At 67.4% G+C, this 17,996-nt stretch carries 15 protein-coding genes; 3 read left to right on the forward strand and 12 right to left on the reverse strand.

What is annotated here, in order from left to right; all coding sequences use genetic code 11:
- Positions 1–60: 60 nt before the first annotated feature.
- The 4 genes from ACWGRX_RS15410 to ACWGRX_RS15425 all read right to left on the reverse strand — a co-directional run bounded on the left by ACWGRX_RS15410 (position 61) and on the right by ACWGRX_RS15425 (position 5,226).
- A complete protein-coding gene (locus ACWGRX_RS15410; RefSeq protein ID WP_452118255.1) occupies positions 61–1,140 on the reverse strand; it encodes a branched-chain amino acid ABC transporter permease in 1,080 nt (359 codons plus the stop codon).
- Between the two features lie 168 nt (positions 1,141–1,308).
- Positions 1,309–2,223: a branched-chain amino acid ABC transporter permease gene (locus ACWGRX_RS15415; RefSeq protein ID WP_291635686.1), complete on the reverse strand. Its 915-nt coding sequence runs from the start codon at positions 2,221–2,223 to the stop codon at positions 1,309–1,311.
- Between the two features lie 202 nt (positions 2,224–2,425).
- Entirely contained in the window at positions 2,426–3,241 is an 816-nt protein-coding gene (locus ACWGRX_RS15420; protein WP_291635543.1) for an ABC transporter ATP-binding protein, read from the reverse strand.
- Complete coding sequence (locus ACWGRX_RS15425; protein WP_452118471.1) at positions 3,238–5,226, reverse strand: AMP-dependent synthetase/ligase; 1,989 nt, start codon at positions 5,224–5,226, stop codon at positions 3,238–3,240. Before ACWGRX_RS15425 ends, ACWGRX_RS15420 begins: the two co-directional genes overlap by 4 nt.
- A 451-nt stretch (positions 5,227–5,677) precedes the next feature.
- On the opposite strand from ACWGRX_RS15425, the gene ACWGRX_RS15430 reads away from it, so the two are divergent.
- Positions 5,678–6,019, forward strand: a complete 342-nt coding sequence (locus ACWGRX_RS15430; RefSeq protein WP_452118256.1) for a hypothetical protein — start codon at positions 5,678–5,680, stop codon at positions 6,017–6,019.
- 162 nt (positions 6,020–6,181) lie between these two features.
- On the opposite strand, the gene ACWGRX_RS15435 is transcribed toward ACWGRX_RS15430, so the two are convergent.
- The 3 genes from ACWGRX_RS15435 to ACWGRX_RS15445 form a co-directional block, all read right to left on the reverse strand.
- The gene (locus ACWGRX_RS15435) at positions 6,182–7,381 is read right to left on the reverse strand and encodes an MFS transporter (protein WP_452118257.1); all 1,200 of its coding nucleotides are present in this window, start codon (positions 7,379–7,381) and stop codon (positions 6,182–6,184) included.
- Positions 7,382–7,582: 201 nt separating this feature from the next.
- Positions 7,583–8,257 (reverse strand): Crp/Fnr family transcriptional regulator, encoded by a 675-nt coding sequence (locus tag ACWGRX_RS15440; RefSeq protein WP_291635550.1) that lies wholly within the window; start codon positions 8,255–8,257, stop codon positions 7,583–7,585.
- A 127-nt stretch (positions 8,258–8,384) separates the two neighbouring features.
- Positions 8,385–11,921: an indolepyruvate ferredoxin oxidoreductase family protein gene (locus ACWGRX_RS15445; RefSeq protein WP_452118258.1), complete on the reverse strand. Its 3,537-nt coding sequence runs from the start codon at positions 11,919–11,921 to the stop codon at positions 8,385–8,387.
- Between the two features lie 272 nt (positions 11,922–12,193).
- On the opposite strand from ACWGRX_RS15445, the gene ACWGRX_RS15450 reads away from it, so the two are divergent.
- Together ACWGRX_RS15450 and ACWGRX_RS15455 are read left to right on the forward strand one after the other, a co-directional pair.
- Positions 12,194–12,844, forward strand: a complete 651-nt coding sequence (locus ACWGRX_RS15450) for a DUF1007 family protein (RefSeq protein WP_291645885.1) — start codon at positions 12,194–12,196, stop codon at positions 12,842–12,844.
- Positions 12,835–13,851: a nickel/cobalt transporter gene (locus tag ACWGRX_RS15455; RefSeq protein WP_452118259.1), complete on the forward strand. Its 1,017-nt coding sequence runs from the start codon at positions 12,835–12,837 to the stop codon at positions 13,849–13,851. Before ACWGRX_RS15450 ends, ACWGRX_RS15455 begins: the two co-directional genes overlap by 10 nt.
- A gap of 118 nt (positions 13,852–13,969) precedes the next feature.
- On the opposite strand, the gene ACWGRX_RS15460 is transcribed toward ACWGRX_RS15455, so the two are convergent.
- The 5 genes from ACWGRX_RS15460 to ACWGRX_RS15480 form a co-directional block, all read right to left on the reverse strand.
- Complete coding sequence (locus ACWGRX_RS15460; protein WP_452118260.1) at positions 13,970–14,929, reverse strand: DUF6454 family protein; 960 nt, start codon at positions 14,927–14,929, stop codon at positions 13,970–13,972.
- 111 nt (positions 14,930–15,040) lie between these two features.
- Positions 15,041–15,424, reverse strand: coding sequence for a nitrile hydratase accessory protein (locus ACWGRX_RS15465; RefSeq protein ID WP_452118261.1), 384 nt, complete (start codon positions 15,422–15,424; stop codon positions 15,041–15,043).
- A complete protein-coding gene (gene nthB, locus ACWGRX_RS15470) occupies positions 15,411–16,070 on the reverse strand; it encodes a nitrile hydratase subunit beta (protein WP_452118262.1) in 660 nt (219 codons plus the stop codon). The genes ACWGRX_RS15465 and nthB overlap by 14 nt, the downstream gene beginning before the upstream one ends.
- Positions 16,071–16,122: 52 nt before the next feature.
- Complete coding sequence (gene nthA / locus ACWGRX_RS15475; RefSeq protein WP_452118263.1) at positions 16,123–16,764, reverse strand: nitrile hydratase subunit alpha; 642 nt, start codon at positions 16,762–16,764, stop codon at positions 16,123–16,125.
- 30 nt (positions 16,765–16,794) lie between these two features.
- The gene (locus ACWGRX_RS15480; protein WP_452118264.1) at positions 16,795–17,991 is read right to left on the reverse strand and encodes an amidase; all 1,197 of its coding nucleotides are present in this window, start codon (positions 17,989–17,991) and stop codon (positions 16,795–16,797) included.
- Between the last annotated feature and the right edge of the window lie 5 nt (positions 17,992–17,996).

Here is a 17,996-nt window from a genome sequence, read left to right on the forward strand (position 1 = left end):
CTTCTGGTGCCCGCGGCTTGGGTTTTGCCGCGGGTCGTGTTGTTGGGTCTCCGCCCCGGCTCAGTAGGGGAAAGGCCAGGTCCGCAATTTCTGCTTGCCGATCTGCCAGAGGCGGGCGAGGCCGTGCGGCTCGACGATCAGGAAGACGATGATCAGAGCGCCGACCAGCATGAAGGTGACGTGCTCGGCCGTGGCGCCGGTCAGCGGCACGCCCAGCGCCGGCAGCCCGAACTTCAGCGCGGTCGGCAGGATCGAGAGGAAGGCCGCGCCCAGAAAGGAGCCGATCAGCGAGCCCAGGCCCCCGATGATGACCATGAACAGGATGTTGAAGGAGAGACGGATGTTGAACACGTCGGCGGCCTCGGCCGTGCCGTACCAGAAGAAGATCATCATCGCCCCGGCGACGCCGGCATAGAAGGAGGAGACGGCGAAGGCGAGCAGCTTGGCGTTGAGCAGCTTGATGCCCATCAGCTCGGCGGCGATGTCCATGTCGCGTACCGCCATCCAGGAGCGGCCGATCTTGCCGTGGACGAGGTTAGAGGCGAACCAGGTGAGGACGACGACGAGCCCTAGGCAGACGAAATAGCGCGTCTCCGGCGAGGCCGTGGCTCCCGTCACCGGCAGGCCGAAGAGCAGACGCTGCGGCACCTCTATCGCGCCCGAGGCGTTGTAGTTGAACAGCCAGGGCACACGCACGAAGGCCCATTGCAGGAAGAACTGCGCGGCCAGCGTCGCGACGGCGAGGTAGAAGCCCTTGATGCGCAAAGAGGGCAGGCCGAAGAACACGCCAACCGCCGCCGAGAACAGTCCCGAGACCAGGATGAGCACGATGATGTTCACGCCCGGGAAGATCGTGGTCAGCTTGTAGCAGGAATAGGCGCCGACCCCCATGAAGGCGGCGGTGCCGAGCGAGATCAGCCCGGTATAGCCGGTGAGGATGTTGAGCCCGATCGCCGCCAGCGAGAACACCAGAAACGGGATCATCACCGAGGAGATGAAGAAGTCGTCGCCCAGCATCGGGATCGCGACGAAGGCGATGCCCAGGATCACGGCGATGCCGATCCGGTCCTGCCGGATCGGGAACACCGCCATGTCGGCGGAATAGGTCGATTTGAACTGGCCGGCTTCGCGGTAGAACACGGGCTCACCTCGTCATTCCGGGGCGGCGCTGAGCGCCGAGCCCGGAAACCATGAACATTGTCGCTTGCGAAGAGGTCGCGCCCTTACCGGCGCCACCTGCGGTTATGGCTTCCGGGCTCGATCCTGCGGATCGCCCCGGAAAGACGGCCTGGCTCGCGCGGCCGGTCATCAGATCCGCTCGATGATCTTGTCGCCGAACAGGCCCTGCGGCCGGAACAGCAGGAAGCCGAGCGCGATGAAATAGGCGAGCCAGCTCTCGATGCCACCGCCGATCAGCGGCCCCCAATAGAACTCGCCGAGCTTCTCGCCGATGCCGATGATCAGCCCGCCGACGATGGCACCGGGGATCGAGGTGAAGCCGCCGAGGATCAGCACCGGCAGGGCCTTCAGCGCGACGATCTCGAGGGCGAAGGAGACGTCGGAGCGCGCGCCCCACATGATGCCGGTGATCAGCGCGACGATGCCGGCGGTGAACCAGACGATCACCCAGATCTGGTTGAGCGAGATGCCGACCGAGAGTGCCGCCTTGTGGCTGTCGGCGACGGCCCGCAAGGCCCGGCCGATGCGGGTATACTGGAAGAAGACGGCGAGCGCGGCGATCATCAGCGAGGCGATGATGGCGGCGGCGATGTCGATCTTCTGGAAGGAGACGAGGCCGCCGAGAATCTTGGCGTCGATCGCGCCCTTGGGCAGGTAGAGCTCGCTGGTGATCATCTGCTTGGGATTGCCGCCGAAGACGGATTCGCCGAAGCCGATCAGGAAATAGGTGATGCCGAAGGTCGCCATGAACAGGATGATGTCGGGCTGGTTGACCAGCGGGCGCAGCACCACACGCTCGATGGTGGCGGCCAGCACGAACATCACGCCGAGTGTCAGGATGACCGCGAGGAAGGCCGGAACGCCCTTCTCGTGCAGGCCGACCAGAGTCAGCGCCGCGAACACCACCATGATGCCCTGGGCGAAGTTGAACACGCCCGAGGCCTTGAAGATCAGCACGAAGCCGAGCGCGATCAAAGCATAGAGCACGCCGGAGACCAGCCCCTCCCAGACGGTCTGGGCGAGCAGATCGGGGGCCTCGACCATCTGCTGGAACGGGTCGACGAAGACCTTGTGAATGGTGCCCGATGGATCGATCCGGGCGCCGATCGCGATCGCTGCGATCACGGCGGCGGTGATCAAGCCGGTTCTGATCCAGCCATTGGCGAGGAGGCTAGGCGCGGGCTGCGCGGCGACGTCGCTCATGCGCTCTTCCCCTTTGCACTCGGGTTCCTGGATGCGGTGGTCATCAGTGCGCCACTCCGAGATAGGCATCGATGACCTTCTGGTTGGCCTTGACCTCCTCGGGCGTGCCGTCGGCGATCTTGCGGCCGTATTCGAGCACGACGACGCGGTCGGAGAGGTCCATGACCACGCCCATATCGTGCTCGATCAAGGCGATGGTGGTGCCGAACTGGTTGTTCACGTCGAGGATGAAGCGGCACATGTCCTCCTTCTCCTCTAGGTTCATGCCGGCCATCGGCTCGTCGAGCAGCAGGAGCTCGGGCTCCATGGCGAGCGCCCGGCCGAGCTCGACGCGCTTCTGCAGCCCATAGGGCAGCTTGCCGACCGGCAATTTGCGGATGTGCTCGATCTGCAGGAAGTCGATGATGTCCTCGACCACCTTGCGGTGCGCGATCTCCTCGTCCATCGCCGGCCCCTGGCGGAAAAGCTGCCAGAACAGGTTGCCGCGCATCTTCAGCGTGCGCCCGGTCATGATGTTGTCGAGCGTCGACATGCCCTTGAACAAGGCGACGTTCTGGAAGGTGCGGGCGATGCCGGCCGCCGCCGCCTGGTGCGGGCGGACCTTGCTGCGGCGCACGCCCTTATAGGTGATGCGGCCTTCCTGCGGGTGGTAGAAACCGTTGATGCAATTGAGCATTGAGGTCTTGCCGGCGCCGTTCGGGCCGATGATGGCGCGGACTTCGCCCTTGCGGATGTCGAAGGAGACGTCGGTGATCGCCTTCACGCCGCCGAAGCGCAGCGAGACGTTCTCGACCGAGAGCAGGACCTCGCCCTTCTGCGTCACCGGTGCGCCGGCGGCTGCCATGGTATGAGCGTTCATGCCGCCTCCTTTGGCGCCAAGGCGGCCGCCGGCGCCTGAACCGGATAGGTCTGCGCGTCGCGGATCTTGACGCGGGCCGAGATCGTGCCCTTGCGGCCGTCCTCGAAGGTCACCTCGGTGGAGATGTCGGCTTCGGTGGAGCCATCATACAGAGCCTCGACCAGCGGCGCGTAGCGCTCGGCGATGAAGCCGCGGCGGACCTTCTGGGTGCGGGTGAGCTCGCCGTCGTCGGCGTCGAGCTCCTTGTGCAGGATCAGGAAACGCTTGATCTGGGCGCCGCCCATCATCGGCTCGGCGGCGAGCTGCCGGTTCACCTCGTCGACATGCCTGGCCATCATCTCGTAGACTTGGGGGTGGCCGGCGAGCTCCTGATAGGAGGCGTAGACGACATTGTTGCGCTCGGCCCAGTTGCCGACGGCGGTGAGGTCGATGTTCAGCGCGACGGTCGCATAGTCGCGGCCTTGGCCGAAGGCGACGACCTCCTTGATGTTCGGATAGAATTTGAGCTTGTTCTCGATGTATTTCGGCGGGAACAGCTCGCCCGAATTGAGCTTGCCGACATCCTTGGCGCGGTCGATGATCTTGAGGTGCCCGCTCTCGTCGAAGAAGCCGGCATCGCCGGAGCGGACATAGCCGTCCGCCGTCATCGTCTCGGCGGTCTTCTCCTCGTCCTTGTAATAGCCGCGGAAGATCGAGGGCGAGCGGTAGAGCACCTCGCCATTCTCGGCGATCCGGATCTCGACCTGCGGCGCCGGCTTGCCGACCGTGTCGGCCTTGATCTCGCCGTCCGGCTGCATGGTGATGTAGACGCCGGCTTCGGTCTGTCCGTAGAGCTGCTTCAGATTGACGCCGATCGAGCGATAGAAGCGGAAGAGTTCGGGGCCGATCGCCTCGCCCGCGGTGTAGCCGACCTTGATGTTGGTCAGGCCGAAGCGGTTGCGCAAAGGCGCGTAGATCAGGATGTCGCCGAGCTTGTAGAGCAGGCGTCCCCCGAGCGGCACGGGCTCGCCATTGAGGAGCTTCTCGCCGTATTTCTTGGCCACGCCGAGGAAGTAGTGGAACATCTTGCGCATCAGCGGGCCGGCATCCTCCATGCGCACCATGGTGATGGTCAGCATGGTCTCGAAGACGCGCGGCGGCGCGAAAGCGTAGGTGGTGCCGATCTCGCGGCGATCGTCGACGACGGTGTCAGGTCCTTCCGGGCAGTTGACGCAGAAGCCGGCGATGATCGCCTGGGCATAGGAGAAGACATGGTCGCCGACCCAGGCGATCGGCAGATAGGCGATGATCTCGTCGGTCTCGTTCAGCCCGTCGAAGCTGCAGCCGATCTCCGCGGCGGTGATGACGTTGTAATGGCTGAGCATCACGCCCTTGGGCCGGCCGGTCGTGCCCGAGGTGTAGAGGATGATGGCGAGGTCGGAGCCCGTGCCCTGCGCCATCTCGGCCTCGAGCGCAGCGCTCGCGGCCGGATCCTTGAGGGCGGCGCGCCCGGCCTCGATCACGTCCCCGATATCGTGGAGCTTGCCATGGTCGTAGTCGCGCAGGCCGCGCGGCTCGTCATAGAGCATGTGGCGCAGGTTCGGCAGGCGCTCGGCCACCGAGAGGATCTTGTCGACCTGTTCCTGATCCTGGACGCAGGCGAAGACGGCGCCGGCATGGTCGAGCACATAGGCCATCTCGTCGGCGACGCTGTCGGCATAGACCGGGACCGGGATCGCGCCGAGCCATTGCGCCGCGGCCATCGACCAATAGAGGCGCGGGCGGTTGTAGCCGACGATGGCGACCTTCTCGCCGCGCTTCAGGCCGAGCTGCTCGAGCCCCTTGGCGAAGGCGCGGATCTGCTCGACCACCTCGGCCCAGTTCCAGGATTGCCAGATGCCGAGATCCTTGTGCCGGAAGGCGACGCGCGAACCCCGTTCGCGCGCATTGCGCACCAGCAGCTTGGGAAAGGTGTCCGCCTGGCCGGCGGGGCCGCTTGCCACGATCGTCGTCTCCACCCTGTCGCCCCGTCTGTCGCGGGTTTGTCCGGGCCGGTCGGCCCCTTGTGCGATCATGCAAGCTTTGCAGTTGGCTCGGCGCTGTGCAAGGAGGTGCTTGACAGACAGGATGCTTTTTGAGCTGTATCATCGCGCTGAGGTTTGATTCGCGCTAAGCCGCTGCATGCGGCAAGCTGCGCTGTTCCCTGGCGACAGTAGATTTGCGGCGTCACGAGGCCGTTCTGCCGGTCGTGCGAGCCTCCTACCGCAGCCCCTGCGCAAGGGACGGCATCCAGCATCCGGCAGCATCCCGAGCCGCCTTCGCGATGCGATTTTCGCGTGCTCCCAAGGGCTCGAAGCCAGCAAGGCGAGGTTCGGGCGGAGTCGGGTCGGCGCCGCAACGGCGCAGTGCCTTCGATCCACCGCATTCAGGCGGGAGTTTGGCTATGGGGACCGGCCCATGCGCCTTCTTGCCTCGATCATCTTCGCGATCCTGCTCGCCCCGGGGGCGACGGGCAGCTGTGCGCACGAGGCCCCCAGCGGTTGGGAATATCCCTTCGCCTGCTGCTCGGGAGCCGATTGCGCGCGGATCGATGCGAGCGCCGTGCGGGCCGGCCCGCCCGGCTTCGTCGTGACGATCGCCCCCGGCCGCCATCCGATGTGGCCGCGCGAGCGCCGCGAACTGCTGATCCTCGAAATCCCCTATGAGAAATCCCGCCTGTCGCCGGACGGACTCTGGCATCTGTGCATCAACGATGCCGGCGAGCTGCTCTGCTTCTTCGCGCCGGGCGGGGATTCATAGGGCCTCTTCAGGTGGGTGGGCGCGCGGCGATCTGGGAAATGCTCTCACAACGCCGGATCACCAATTCGTGTCCGCCAGGAAGCGCGCGGATCTGGGCACGGCCCCGGTTCCAAGGCTGGCCTCATGCGCGCCCTCGGCGGATTATCGCGTCGGGCCGCAGCGTCACCGCCAGTTGCGCAGCCGCAATACCAGGATGGCGCAGGCGGCCAGCTGGCCGGCCACGATGAGATAGGGCCAGTTGAAGCCGCCCGTTGCGCTCGCGATCACAGCGAAGGCGAGCGGCCCGCAGACCGAGCCCAGAAAGCCGAACAGATTGGCCGCAGAAGTCACCTCGCCTATCGCCGCGGGCGGGGCAAGCCGCGCCAGCTCGGCCATGTAGATGCCGTTCCAGCCCAGTGACGTCGCTCCGACGAAGGAAACACAGACATAGACCGTCCAGGCAGGCGCTCCAGCCGACCAGACCAGCAGTACCAGTGCGGCGCTCGCTGCCAGGGCCAGCAGGCAAAGCAGCAACAGGTTGCGGCCGAGCTTGTCCGCCAGCCAGCCGAGGACGATGCGGGAAACCGTGCTGGCGGCGAGCAGGACCGCGACGAAGGTGCCGGCTTCGGCGAGATCCTTGCCGTTGGTGACCAGATAGGTCGCCGTGAAGGCCTGGACGCTCGCCTGCGTGATCGAGAAGGCGATGCCGATAGCGGTGAGCAGCGGCAGCGAAGGATGGGAGCGGATGACCGCCGCCGATCTGCGCAAGGCGGAGGGTGACAGGAAGGTCCGCGCCCATGCCCGGTTCGCTGGGCCCTTCTCCGTGTCGAGACGTTGCCGAAAGGACTGTACGGCCAGAAGGCTGAGGAAGACGATCGCGCCGATCAGCCAGATCGCCTTGCCGAAGCCGAGCAGGAGCACTGCGGGGGCGACCGAAATGCCGGCGATGGCGCCGCCGAGGGGGACGCCGGCCTGCCGGATCGAGAAGATCAGATTGCGATGCCGGGCCGGGGCGGTGCGCATCAGCATCGTGCTGCCCGCCGGATTGTTCGGGGCGAGGCCGAGGCCGATCAACAGGGCGCCGCAAAATCCGAGCACCGCGATCGGCTGAGACAGCAGAAGCAGACCTAGGCCGATCGAGGCCAGGCCGAGCTGGAGGGTCCGGATCGGCCCGTGATGATCGAGCATCGGGCCGCCGCAGGCCAGACACCAGCAGATGCCGATCGAAACGGTCGCCGAGACATAGCCGATGCTCTCGGGCGGCAGGTTCCAGCGCTGCGTGAGAAGCGGACCCAGGAGAGGAATGGCCGCGGCGGCGAAGGAGCTCACGACCTGCACGAGGAGCGTCGCGCTCAGCGCGCTCCCCCATAGTGGCAGCTTCAAGCCAGTTCCTCCCAGCCTCGCTGCGGGCTTGTTCATGCCCTCCGGCCGACCGTTCGATCGTCCGGCGAGACTGCAGCGTTGATCCGGGTCTTCCTGCAATGGCTCGTCGCGGTCGATACCGGTCTTGGATTGACTGCCCTGCGTGGTGCGCATGCGGGGACCGGCCGACCGGGCGGCGAGCCCCGGCTGCGCCGGCGTGCCTCAGCCCTCGTAGCGAGCCAGCCGTTCCAGATCGAGGATCGTCACCTCGTTGTGGCCGACCTCGACGAGCCCGAGTTCTGCGAGCTTCGCCAGGCTCTGATTGGCCATCTGCCGGGAGATGCCCGCGAGCAGGCCGAGTTCTTCCTGCGAGATCGCCAGCGTCCGCTCCTGGCTCGGATAGAGGATCGGATTGAACAGCCAGGCGAGATTGCGGGCGAGGCGTCCGGTCGCGCCGAGCATGCGGTCATATTCGGCGAGGCCGATGAACTGGGCGAGGCGCTCGTTGAACTGGTGGACCAGGAAGCGGTTGAAGGCGGCGGAGTGCTCGAACAGCCAGATGAAGGTCTGGCGCCGCATCAGCGCCACCTTGCTCTCGCGCAGCGCGACGAGATCATAACGTCGCGGCTCGTTCTTGATGATCGTGCCTTCGCCGAACCAGGCGCCGCTGCGCAGCCCGGCGAGCGTCGCCGATTTGCCGGTGCGCGAGGTCGTGCTCATCTTGAGCAGCCCGTCGGCGACGCCGGTCCAGGATTCGAGCCGGTCGCCGACATGGCAGAGATAGGCGCCCTTGCCATAGGTCTTGATCGTCGTCCCGCGCCGCGCCTCATCGAACTCCTCGGGCGTGAGCTCGAGCGACCAGGAGGCGATCTGGCGCAGTTCTTCGGCTGGGATCAAAGCGGGCTCGCCGGAGACAGGGTGCGGGCCTCGCGGCCCGCCTGAGGCTGAGTATGCGGCGAGCCAGCAGGCAAACTCAAGCGGATGTGCCGGCCGGAGGAGTGGAACAAGGGGCGGGTGACCAAGTCTATTCGGCGGCCTTCGGCATGGCGAGCGCCGCCTCCGAACCGTCGCGCAGGCGCACCAGCAACTCGGCTTCTTCGGCCTTGGCCTGCTTCAGATGGCGTTCCTTGACATGACCGAAGCCGCGGATCTTCTCCGGGATCGCGGCGAGAGCGACGCAGAGCGCATGGTTCTCTGGCGCCAGCTTGGTCAGAATCTCGCTCAGAAGCGCCTCGTAATCCGCGACCAGCTTTCGCTCGGTCTTGCGCTCCTGCGTGTAGCCGAAGATGTCGAAGGCGGTGCCGCGCAGGCCCTTCAGCTTCGAAAGCAGGCCGAAGGCGCCCATCATCCAGGGGCCGAAGCTCAGCTTGCGCGGCAGGCCGGTGTTCGGATCGGCCTTGGCGAGAAGCGGCGGGGCGAGATGGAATTCGAGGCGCAGCTTCTCGCCGGAGGCGCTGTCGGGCTCGAAGGTCGCGGCGAGCTGCCTGCGGAAGGCGCCGTCGCTATAGAGGCGCGCGACCTCATATTCGTCCTTGTAGGCCATCAGCTTGAAGAGATTGCGCGCGACGCTTTCGGCCAATGCGCCCTGGCCGGGCAGGATGCCCGACTCCCTGACACAGACCTTCTCGACGAGGTCGCGATAGCGCGCCGCATAGGCTGCGTCCTGGTAGCCGGTGAGGAAGTCGACGCGGCGGGCGATGATCTCGTCCAGCGTCTGCGAGAGCTGGCGCGCCTGCGTCGGGGCCTTCGCCTCTGCGAGCGCGGCGAGGAGGGCGGCCGGCTCGTGCGCGGCACGGCGGCCGAGCTCGAAAGCCTGCTGGTTCATCGCCACGGCCTCGCCGTTGAGCGCGATCGCCTGCAGGAGCGATGCGCGCGAGAGCGGCACCCCGCCATGCTGCCAGGCATAGCCGAGCATGAACATGTTGGCGGCGATGGCATTGCCGAGGAAGGCGACGGCCGCGGCGGTCGCATCGACGAGATGGGTATGCTCGCGGCCCGACGCTGACAGGATCGCCCGTTTCAGACGCTCGGTCGGCAGCGAGAAATCGGCATTGCGGGTGAAGTCGCCCGGCAGGCTCTCGGCGGTGTTGACCACCACCGTCGAGCCCGGGCGGATCGCGCCCAAGACCTTCTTCGAGCCGGTGACGGTGAGGTCGCAGCCGAGCACGAGGTCGGCCTGGCCGGCGGCGACGCGGATCGCGTGGATCTCGTCCGGCGTCGGGGCGAGCCGGACATGGCTGAAGACGGCGCCGCCCTTCTGGGCAAGGCCGGCCATGTCGATCATGCCGCAGCCCTTGCCTTCGAGATGCGCCGCCATGCCGAGGATCGCGCCGATGGTGACGACGCCGGTGCCGCCAACCCCGGTGACAACGATCGCGAAATTGCGATCGAGCGCCGGCACCTTGGGCTCGGGCAGATCGCCGGCGCCGAGCGCCGAGGCGCCCACTGCGCGCGGCTCCGCCTTCTTCGGCCGGGCGCCATGCACGGTGACGAAGGAGGGGCAGAAGCCCTTCACGCAGGAGAAATCCTTGTTGCAGTTCGACTGGTCGATCTGGCGCTTGCGGCCGAATTCGGTCTCGAGCGGCTGTACCGAGACGCAGTTCGACTGCACGCCGCAATCGCCGCAGCCCTCGCAGACCAGCTCGTTGACGATGACGCGCTTGTCCGGGTCGGGATAGGCGCCGCGTTTGCGGCGCCGGCGCTTCTCGGTAGCGCAGGTCTGGTCGTAGAGCAGCAGCGTGACGCCGGACGTCGCGGCGAGCTCGCGCTGGACGGCGTCGAGATCCTCGCGATGGTGCAGCGTCGTGCCGGGCGGCCAGAGCGTTCCCGGCGGGTATTTCGTCGGCTCGTCCGAGACGACGGCGATGCGGGCGACGCCTTCGGCCGCGACCTGGCGGGCCATCTGGTCGGGCGAAAGATGGCCTTCGGCCTGCTGGCCGCCGGTCATCGCGACGGCGTCGTTGTAGAGCAGCTTGTAGGTGATGTTGACGCCCGAGGCGACGGCCCAGCGGATCGCGAGCGAACCGGAATGGGTGTAGGTGCCGTCGCCGAGATTCTGGAAGATGTGGCCGCGCTTCGAGAACGGCGCCTCGCCGATCCAGCTCGCGCCCTCGCCGCCCATCTGGGTGAAGCCGGCAGTATCGCGATCCATCCAGAGCGCCATGAAATGACAGCCGATCCCGGCCGAGGCACGCGCCCCCTCGGGCACCACGGTCGAGGTGTTGTGCGGGCAGCCGGAGCAGAAATAGGGCGTGCGCTTCGCCAGTTCGATCGCCTCGGCGAGTCGGCCCTGGGCGGTGGCGATCACCTCCAGCCGGGCGCGCAACGCCGGATCGTCGCGGTATTGCAGCAGGCGGGCGCCGAGCGCGATCGCGACGTCATTGGGGTCGAGCGCGCCATGGACCGGGAAGAGCCAGTCGCCTTTCTCGTCCTTCTTGCCGATCACCATGGGCTGGTGCGCCGAGCCGTAAAGCTCCTCGCGCAGCTGGACCTCGATCAGCGAGCGTTTCTCCTCGACCACCATGACGAGGTCGAGCCCGGCAGCGAACGCCTTGAGCTCGGCCGGATCGAGCGGCCAGGGGCAGGCAACCTTGAACAGGCGGATGCCGAGATCATTGGCCCTGACCTCGTCGAGGCCGAGTTCCTCCAGCGCCTGGCGGACATCGAGATAGGATTTGCCGACGGTGATGATGCCGATGCGCGGCGCCTGCCCGCCGGAGAGGATGGTCTGGTTGAGCCTGTTGGCGCGCAGATAGGCGAGGATCGCCTCGCGCTTGTGGACGTGAAGCCGCTTCTCCTGGTCGAGGAAGTCGAGTTCGCGCCTGATGCCGAGCCCGCCCGGCGGCATGACGTAATCATCGGGCAGCGCGATCTGGACGCGCTCAACCGAGCCGTCGACCGAGGCGGTCGATTCGATGTTGTCCTTGACGCATTTGATGCCGACCCAGACCGAGGCGAAGCGCGAGAGCGCGAAGCCGTGCAGGGCGTAGTCCATGATCTCCTGGACGCCGGCCGGGTTGAGGATCGGCATCATCCGGTCGACCAGGACGAACTCGGTCTGATGGGCGTTGGTCGAGGATTCGGCGGTGTGGTCGTCGCCGAGCAGGCAGATCACGCCGCCATGGCGCGAGGTTCCGGCCATGTTGGCATGGCGGAAGACGTCGCCGCTGCGGTCGACGCCCGGGCCCTTGCCGTACCAGAGCGCGAAGACGCCGTCATGCTTGCCCTCGCCGGAGAGCTCGGCCTGCTGCGTGCCCCAGATCGCGGTCGCTGCGAGGTCCTCGTTGAGCCCGGGCTGGAAGACGATGTCGGCCGCCTTGAGCTGCTTGCCGGCGCGGGCGAGCTGCTGGTCGAGCCCGCCGAGCGGGGAGCCGCGATAGCCGGAGACGAAACCCGCGGTGTTCAGCCCGGCGCGCCGGTCGCGCTCGCGCTGGACCAGCAGCATGCGGGCGATGGCCTGCGAGCCGGTCAGGAAGATCTGCTGCTTCGAGAGGTCGTATTTGTCGTCGAGGGAGACGGCGCGGAGCGCACCGGTCCCGGAGTCCTGCTGCGCCTCGGCCATGAGCGACCTCCCGAAGATCGAACCCCGCAGGGATTATGGGGACGGTATCGCCGGCCTCCAACCCGTTATTATGTCAGTATTGCTGTCATACTGCGCGGGTGCCGTCAAATCAGTTTGGTCCAATGCCAGACTGCGCCGTCAGTGCCGCGATTTGGCCGCCTTTGCGGGGGAAGGCTGGGCAGGCCTCGCAGCCGATTGCGGGCTAGGCGCGAAGTGCGTGCGTTTGCTAGCATGGATTGCCGATTCCGTCGCAGATTCGAGGACATGCCACCGTGCCGCGTCGCCAGACCGGATCGCTCGCGCTCTGCGCCGTCATTGCCTGGCTCGGCCTCGTTCCGCCGGCTGCGGCGCATCCGCATGTCTTCGTGACCTCGCGCACCGAGATCATCTATGCGCCCGACGGCATGGTGCAGGCGCTGCGCCATCGCTGGAGCTTCGACGAGGCTTACTCGGCCTATATGGTCCAGGGGCTCGACAAGAATGGCGACGGCAAGCTGACGCCGGACGAGCTGGCCGAGCTCGCCAAGGTCAATATCGAATCGCTGCCGGATGTCGATTTCTTCACCGCCGCCAAGGCGAACGGCAAGACGCAGGCCTTCGGCACACCGCGTGACGAAGGCCTGGTCTACGAGAACAAGGTGCTGACCCTGAGTTTCACCCTGCCGCTCAAGACGCCGGCCGCCGCCAATCGCTCCTTCGGCATCGAGATCGGTGACCCCACCTATTTCGTCGCCTTCGAGGTCGGCGCGGAGGCCGATGCGGTGACGACGCGCGATGCCCCGAAGGGCTGCGTCGTGCGGGTGATGCGCCCGCCCAAGCTCGATACGGCGACGCAGCAGCGCCTGGCCCAGGAAGACATCACCGCGACGCCCGACATGAGCGCCTATGTGGTCACGACACGCGCCTTGGTGGCATGTCCCTGAGCGTCGATGCCGCGCCGGGCCTTTCGGCCTTGCCGCGTCGGCTGTTCGTCGCCGTGCTGGCGCTCGCCCTGGTAGCGGGCGCGCTCGGGCTGGTCGCCTGGCTGCTCAGCCTCTATTTCCCGCCGCCACCCCCGCCGCCGCGCAACCCCTTCGGTACGGCGCTGCCGCGCGAGGCACTGCCGGCGACCTCTGGCCTCGGCGCGGTCATCCTCGCCTGGCAGTCGAGCTTCTATCGCGAGCTGACGGCGACGCTGAAGGCGATCGCAGGGTCGCCGGCCGCGCTGCCGGCGCTGCTCGGCCTGGCCTTCGGCTACGGCGTTTTCCACGCGGCCGGCCCCGGCCACGGCAAGGCGGTGATCTCGGGCTATATCGTCGCCGATAACCGCAGCCTGAGGCGCGGGCTCGGGCTCAGCTTCGCGGCGGCGCTCGTCCAGGCGCTGGTCGCGATCGGGCTGGTCGGGACCCTTACCCTCGCGCTGAATGCGACGGCGAAGACCATGGCCGCGACGACACGGGTGATCGAGCTCGGCAGCTTCGCGCTGGTGGCGCTGGTCGGGCTCTACGTGCTCTGGCGCAAGGCCGGCAGCTTCGTCGCGCTCGGCGGCGGCGCGGCGCATGACCCGGCCTCCTGCGACCATGTCCACATGCCCGGTCCCGACGAGATCTCGCGCCTGCGCTCCTGGCGCGAGATGGCTGGCGTTGTCTTCGCGGCGGGGCTGCGGCCTTGCGCTGGGGCGCTGATCATCCTGGTCTTCGCCAATGCGCAGGGCCTGCTCTGGGCCGGCATCGCCGCGACCTTCGCCATGGCGCTCGGCACCGCGCTGACCACCGGAGCACTGGCCGCGCTTGCGGTGTTCTTCAAATTCGCGGCGCTGCGCCTCGCCGGCGGCGGCTCGCTCACGGGCGTGCGCATCATCGCCGGACTCGAAGTGCTGGCGGCCGCCTTCGTCGCCGTGCTCGGCGCTGCCCTGCTCTTCGGCCTCTGGGCGGCCGGGCAGGGCAGCTGATCACACCGTCATGCTCGCCCGTGCGGCGGCATCCACGTCTCGAACGCCGCGTGGTGAGGGAAGACGCGGATGGTCGGGACAAGCCCGAGCATGACGAGGCAGGTGCCGTGAATCAGACCTACTTCACCGCCGCCTCGAAGGTGAACAGGGTCGACCTGTCGTCGTCCGGCATGAAATAGGCGCGCACGCCTTCGGCCGTGGGCTCGACCCAGAACGGGTTCTGCGTCATCGGCAGCCCTGAGGTCGGCGACCAGAGCTCGACCGGCACCTGATAGACCGGCCTGTTGTCCTTGAGGTCGACGATCTCGAGCCCGCCGAGACGGAACACCGGGCCGTCCTTCGTCGTTCGGTAGGCGTTGAGGCCCGAGCAGAGCATCCGGCTCATGCCGATATAGTGGCAGTCCTGATAGTCGATGTAGAGCGCGGGATTGGCGACGCGCAGCGCTTCGGGCGCCGTCGCCGCATTGGTTACCCTGCCCTCGCCGTCGAGCGGCCATTTGTAGAAGCGGCGCGAGCCCCAGCTGACGCCGTGCAGCGACTTGTCGTCTGTATTGTGGACGATGCCGCCGACATGGTCCTTGAAACGGAAAACCTCGGTCGCCTTCAGCGTCTCGGGATCGACCCTGTAGACGATCGACTGGCTGTTCGGCCGGTATTCTGCGACCGGGACCCAGATGTCCTTGCCGTCGAAGTCGATGCCGCCGGGGTGGTAGACCGAGCCTTCGCCGAGGGTGACGCTGCCGAGAAGCTTGCCCTGCGCATCGACCTTGAAGAGATGGCCGGTGCCCTCGCCGGTGTCGCGGTCATAGCCGTCCTGCAGGGTGGGATAGCGGGTCGTCGGCTTTTTGATCTCGACCGAGGAGATGAAGAAAGCGTCGCCGATCTTGACCATGCCCTGGGGGTGGTGCGTCGGGAACTGCAGCGCGACCGCCGACTTCTGCGTCCACTGCGTGCCGCGCGTCAGCTTCGGGATCAGCGTGTTGAGCGCCGGGTCGGCGGCATGGGCCGGCGGACTCGCAGCCGGAAGGGACAGAGCCGCCGCGGCCAGGGCGGTCAGGCCGGTGAGAACCGTCTTCATGCTGCGTCCCTCCCGTTTTCGCTTCGTCGCGCGAAGCGGTTCTGCGAAGTTCCGGCCTTGTGCCCGGCCGGAGATACAGTGTCGTGACGGCGAAGGAGCCCGGCCGGGGCATCAGCGTTGCGGGTCGTTCTCCAGCAGGATCGGCTTGCCATGCGGCGTCGCCTCTGCGGCCCGTTCCCAGGCGGCGCTGCGGGCGTCGACGCCCTCATGGCTCGTCAGGCCCTTCACGATCAGCAGATGCTCGAGCGCCTCGCACCAGCGTTCGTAATAATCCGAGCCGTCGCGACAGCCGCCGGCGGCGAGCGCCTCGCGGATTTCGGCGCCGAGCGCCTGCGCCCATTCATCGGCGCTGAAGACGCCGCGGTTCTGCAGGGCGACGACCAGAGCGAAGGCCTGTGCCTGCCAGGGTTCGGCGAAGACCGGACCTTCGGCGTCGCGCGGGATCGGGGTATTGGCGGTGAGCGCCTCGGCGAGGGCGGTATCAGGCCGGCTCAAGATAGCTCTCCCAGGCTTCGATGCTGACGCTGGAGGCCGGGTCGGCGTCGCGCCCCCAGAGCTCGGGGCCGGTGAAGACCACGGTATAGAGCCATTGCGCCGTCTCCGGCGCGCCATGGGCGCCGGTGTCCGGGAAGACATGGCAGCCGGTGATGCGCTCGATCACGCCCTGCTTGCCACGGGCATAGCGCGGCAGGCGGGTATGGTGCTGCGGATGCATGACGATGGTACAGACGGCGTCGCCGACCTTGAAGCGCGCCGGCGCGGCGGCCTCGCGCTCATAGGGGAAGCCGCGGCGCAGCACGGCGGGCACCTCCTCGCCCTTGAGCACGCGCTTGGGTTCCCGGCGTGCGCTGGCGGGGATGCCTGATTTCAGCTCCTCCTCGCTCAGGAAACCGTGCCCGACCAGGACCTTGTCGAGCGCCGCCAGCCAGATCTGGTAGTAGCTCGACGACAGATACTGCGCCGGCGGCAGGCTCTCGCGGGCATGGCGGATGCCGTCGATCGTCCAGGCTCCCATCGCGCCGGCCGCGACATTGATGGCGAGGACCTTCTTTTCCCAATCGGCATGGAAGATCGGCTCGTTCTCCTCCGGAACCACAGGGCCAAAGCCCATATGGCCGCCGAGATCATGGGCGCTGTTCATGGCGTATCCTCCCAAGTCAGTTCGGCATGGCGCACTTCGGACGCAGGACCGCTTACTTTCGCGCCGAAACCGCGCTGGGCAGGCCGACGCCGATCATCGAATCGCGCGTGACGATCTCCGCCAGCTCGTCCTCGGACCAGCCCTCGGTGCCCTCCGGGCGCATCGGGATGACGATGAAGCGGGTCTCGGCGGTCGAATCCCAGACGCGGATGCGCCGGGCCTCGGGCAGGGTGACGCCGAAATCCGCGAGGGTGCCGCGCGGGTCGATCACCGCCTTGGCGCGGTAGGGCGGGGATTTGTACCAGACCGGCGGCAGGCCGAGCACCGGCCAAGGATAGCAGGAGCAGAGCGTGCAGACGATCAGGTTGTGCTCTTCCGGCGTGTTGAAGCAGGCGACGATGTGTTCGCCGCCGCGCCCGCCATAGCCGAGCTCCGCCACGGCGGCGGTGCCGTCCTGCTTCAGCCGCTCCGCATAGGCCGGGTCGCTCCAGGCCTTCGCCACGACGCGGGCGCCGTTGCGTGGGCCGACCCTGGTCTCATAGGTCTCGACGATGGCGTCGAGCGCGGCCGGGTCGACATAGCCCTTCTCGACCAGCAGCGATTCCAGCGCCTTCACCCGCGCCTCGATCGGCGTGAAGTGGTTGTCGTGGTCGTGGTCATGATCGTGGTGATGATGGTGGTCGTGGCCGCTCATCGCCGCCTCCTCCTCATGCCCGGCTGATCGCTAGGCCAGCCTGATCCTCGCCGCCCGCTCGACCCTGACCGCGAAGGCGGTGAGCGACTTGTCCGAGCCCTTCGGCCCGATCACCGAAAGCCCGAGCGGGGCATCGTCGCGATGGGCCACCGGAATCGAAATCTGCGGGAAACCCGAAAGCCCCGCAAGGCAGAGCAGGCGCAGGGCCCGGTTGCGGAAATCATCGAGCTCGCTCTCGCCGGCGCTGACCAGAGGCGCGATGTCCGGCACGGTCGGCAGCAGCAGCACGCCGTCCTGGCCGAGCAGCTTGGCGAGCCTGGCGCGGAAGTCGCGACGGACGGTCTCGCCGCGCGCGACCTCGGCGTCGCTGACCGAGCGGCCGAAGGCGAAACGCTCGGCGACACCGGGGCCGAGCGGCGGGGCGAAGCGCTCGATCATCGGCCCGTCCGCTTCCCAGGCCTCGCGGCCCTGGAGCCAGCGAAAGGCCCAGTAGAGCGCGTCCATGTCGCGCACGGCGCGGACGCTCTGCGGCTGGCCGAGCAGCGGCACGATGCGCTGCACGGCGTTGCGCAGGATCCGCTCGGCTTCCGGCACCGCCTGGGCGAAGAGGTCGTCGGCGAGCAGCAGCCGCGGCCGTTCCGGAAGGGTCACGCGGTCCTTGCCGAACAGGACCTCGGCGACGCGGGCGAAGGTCTCGCCGTCACGAGTGAAGAAGCCGGCGGTGTCGAAGCTCTCGGCCAGCGGCCAGGCCCGCTTCAGCGAGAGGCGGCCATGGCTCGGGCGGATGCCGAACAGCCCGCCATAGCTCGCCGGCGCGCGCACCGAGCCGCCGGTATCGGAGCCGAGCGCGATGTCGGCGAGCCGCCCGGCGACCGCCGCCATCGAGCCCGAGGAGGAGCCGCCGGTGATCCGATCGGGCGCCGCCGGATTCACCGGCGCGCCGAAATGCGCGTTCTTGCCGTTGAGCGAGAAGGCGAGCTCGTCGGTATGGGTCTTGCCGATGAAGCGGGCGCCGGTATCGAGCAGCGCCTTCACCACCGGCGCCGTCCTGGTCTTGATGCCGGACTGCGCCAGCACGGTCGGCGAGCCCGCTCCTGTTGGATAGCCCTTGATGTCGAACAGGTCCTTGACCGCCAGGGTCAGGCCCGAGAGCGCTCCGGAGGAGGCGTGGCTCACCTTCGCCGGCGGATAGGGCACGAAACAGCGGAACGGATCGTCCTCGATCATCGCGT

It is taken from the genome of Allobosea sp. NPDC055594 (assembly GCF_053618995.1).